This is a genomic window from Mesorhizobium sp. M7A.F.Ca.CA.002.04.1.1 (assembly GCF_004022805.1).
In the GTDB taxonomy this organism is placed as follows: domain Bacteria; phylum Pseudomonadota; class Alphaproteobacteria; order Rhizobiales; family Rhizobiaceae; genus Mesorhizobium; species Mesorhizobium ciceri.
This window is the reverse complement of the sequence record NZ_RZPL01000834.1, coordinates 1-2,302: the sequence shown is the minus strand read 5'-3', so window position 1 is coordinate 2,302 and position 2,302 is coordinate 1. Positions and strand designations below refer to the sequence as shown.

At 61.3% G+C, this 2,302-nt stretch carries 3 protein-coding genes; all 3 read right to left on the bottom strand.

Features of this window, described 5'->3' with window-relative positions; translation table 11 throughout:
* On the bottom strand, positions 1 to 765 hold a 765-nt coding region (locus tag ENZ75_RS29165; protein WP_245481279.1), incomplete at its 3' end, for an alpha-amylase family glycosyl hydrolase.
* 4 nt (positions 766 to 769) lie between these two features.
* Positions 770 to 1,924 carry a carbohydrate ABC transporter permease gene (locus ENZ75_RS29160; RefSeq protein ID WP_063169813.1) on the bottom strand — a complete coding sequence of 385 codons (1,155 nt, stop codon included), beginning with the start codon at positions 1,922 to 1,924 and terminating at the stop codon, positions 770 to 772.
* Position 1,925: 1 nt separating this feature from the next.
* The coding region (locus ENZ75_RS29155) for an ABC transporter permease subunit (RefSeq protein ID WP_164888089.1) at positions 1,926 to 2,302 on the bottom strand (377 nt) is incomplete at its 5' end.

The following is a 2,302-nucleotide window of genomic DNA, read 5'->3' as shown; positions in this document are numbered from 1 at the left end:
GTCGTAGAGATGGTCCTGGTAGTTGTAGGGGTTGACCGCCGGCGCGGTCTGGTCGTTGCGCTCTTCCGGCGGCAGCGGCGGGTTGTTTTCCAAGCCCTGGCTGTGGAAGTAGAAATTGATGGTGTCGAGCCGGAAACCATCGACGCCGCGCTCCAGCCAGAAGCGGGTGACGTCGAGCAACGCGTCCTGAACCTCGTGGTTGTGGAAGTTGAGGTCGGGCTGCTCGGCCAGAAAATTGTGCATGTAATATTGCTGGCGGCTGGTGTCCCATTGCCAGGCCGAGCCGCCGAAGATCGACAGCCAGTTGTTGGGCGGCGTGCCGTCCGGCCTGGCGTCTGCCCAGACGTACCAGTCGGCTTTCGGGTTGCTGCGGCTCGACCGGCTTTCCTTGAACCACGGGTGGTTGTCGGCGGTGTGCGACAGCACCTCGTCGATCATCACCTTCAAGCCCAACCTGTGTGCCTCGGCGGTCAGCGCGTCGAAGTCGGCCAACGTGCCGAACATCGGATCGACGTCGCAGTAATCCGACACGTCATAGCCGAAATCCTTCATCGGCGACTTGAAGAATGGCGAAATCCAGATGGCGTCCGCACCGAGTGCCGCGATGTAGGGTAGCCGCCCGATGATGCCCTTAAGGTCACCGATGCCGTCGCCGTTCGAGTCCTGGTAGCTGCGCGGATAAATCTGGTAGATCACCGCGCCCCGCCACCAGTCGCGATCGATGGCGAGGTCAGGCTTCGAGCTGGCCTTCAAAGCGGATTGCATCGTCTCAGCCTCCTTTCACCGAGCCGGCAAGCAGCCCGCGGACAAAATAGCGCTGCAGCGAGAAGAACACGATCAGCGGCACGATGATGGTCACGAAAGCCGATGTCGTCAGAATCTCCCAGTCGCCGCCGCGTGAGCCCAACAGCGCGTTGAGCTTGGCGGTCAGCACGATCTGGTCTGCCTCTGTGCCGAGGAAAACCATCGCCACCAGCAGATCGTTCCATACCCACAGGAACTGGAAGATGGCAAACGAAGCCAGCACCGGAAACGACAGCGGCAAGACGATCTTGACGAAGATCTCGAAATCGCTGGCGCCGTCGATGCGCGCCGATTCCATGATTTCGCGCGGCAGGCCGGCAATGTAGCTGCGCAGCAGGTAGATGGCGAAGGGCAGGCCGAAGCCGGTATGCGCCAGCCAGATGCCGAGATAGGTCTTCGACGGCATGCCGAAGAAAGCGCCGACGCCGTTGTAGAGTTTCAACAGCGGGATCAGCGACATCTGCAATGGCACCACCAGCAAGCCGATGATGACCGCGATCAGCAGCGCCCGGCCGGGAAACCGCATCCAGGCCAGCGCATAGGCGGCAAAGGCGGCGATCAGGATCGGGATGACGGTCGCCGGAATGGTGACGGTCAGGGAATTCATGAAAGACCGTCCGATGCCTTCGGAAAACAGCACGGTTTTGTAATTATCGGTGGTGAATTTCGGCGGCGCCGACGAAGCATAATAGACGCGCTGGCCGCGATCGCCTTCGAACGCTTTCGGGGACTGCATGACGAAGCTGCCGTCGGCATTGAGCTGCAAGGTCACGCCGTCGCCGAGATCGGCTGTGGTGCCGGCGGGATACTGCGTCGGTGCCGCCGATTTGATTCCGAAGGCGCTGATGTCGCGCTTGGTGCCGTCGCCGAAGATATTGCCCTCGAGCACGAACTTGCCGTCCTTCTCGACTTGCGCCGAGGCGGGCGGCAGCCGGCCGGCTTCCGTCTGTGTGGAACTGGCGAACGAGTTCCACCAGCCCGAGGCGATGATCTGGTTCTTGTCGCGCAGCGACGAAACCAGGATGCCAAGGGTCGGTATGGTCCAGATCGCGACGAAGATGAGCACGGCGATGTGGACGCCGAAGCGGCTGGCGAAGGAATTTCCGGTCGCGACGGCCATCTCAATGTCCTCCCGTCTCTTTGTTCGCCTGTCGGATGTTCCAGACCATGATCGGAATGACCGCAATCATGATGATGATGGCGATGGTGGCGCCGCGGCCGAAATCGCCGCCGCCGCGGAACATCCAGTCGAACATCAGATTGGCCAGCACCTGGCTGTTCCACTGGCCGTTGGTCATGGTCAGCACGATGTCGAATACTTTGAGCACCAGAATGGTGATCGTGGTCCAGACCACGGCGATGGTGCCCCAGATCTGCGGCACCATGATCTTCCAGAAGATCTGGAACGGATTGGCGCCGTCGATGACGGCGGCTTCCAGCGTTTCCTCGGGGATGCCGCGCAGGGCGGAAGACAGGATGACCATGGCAAAGCCGGTCT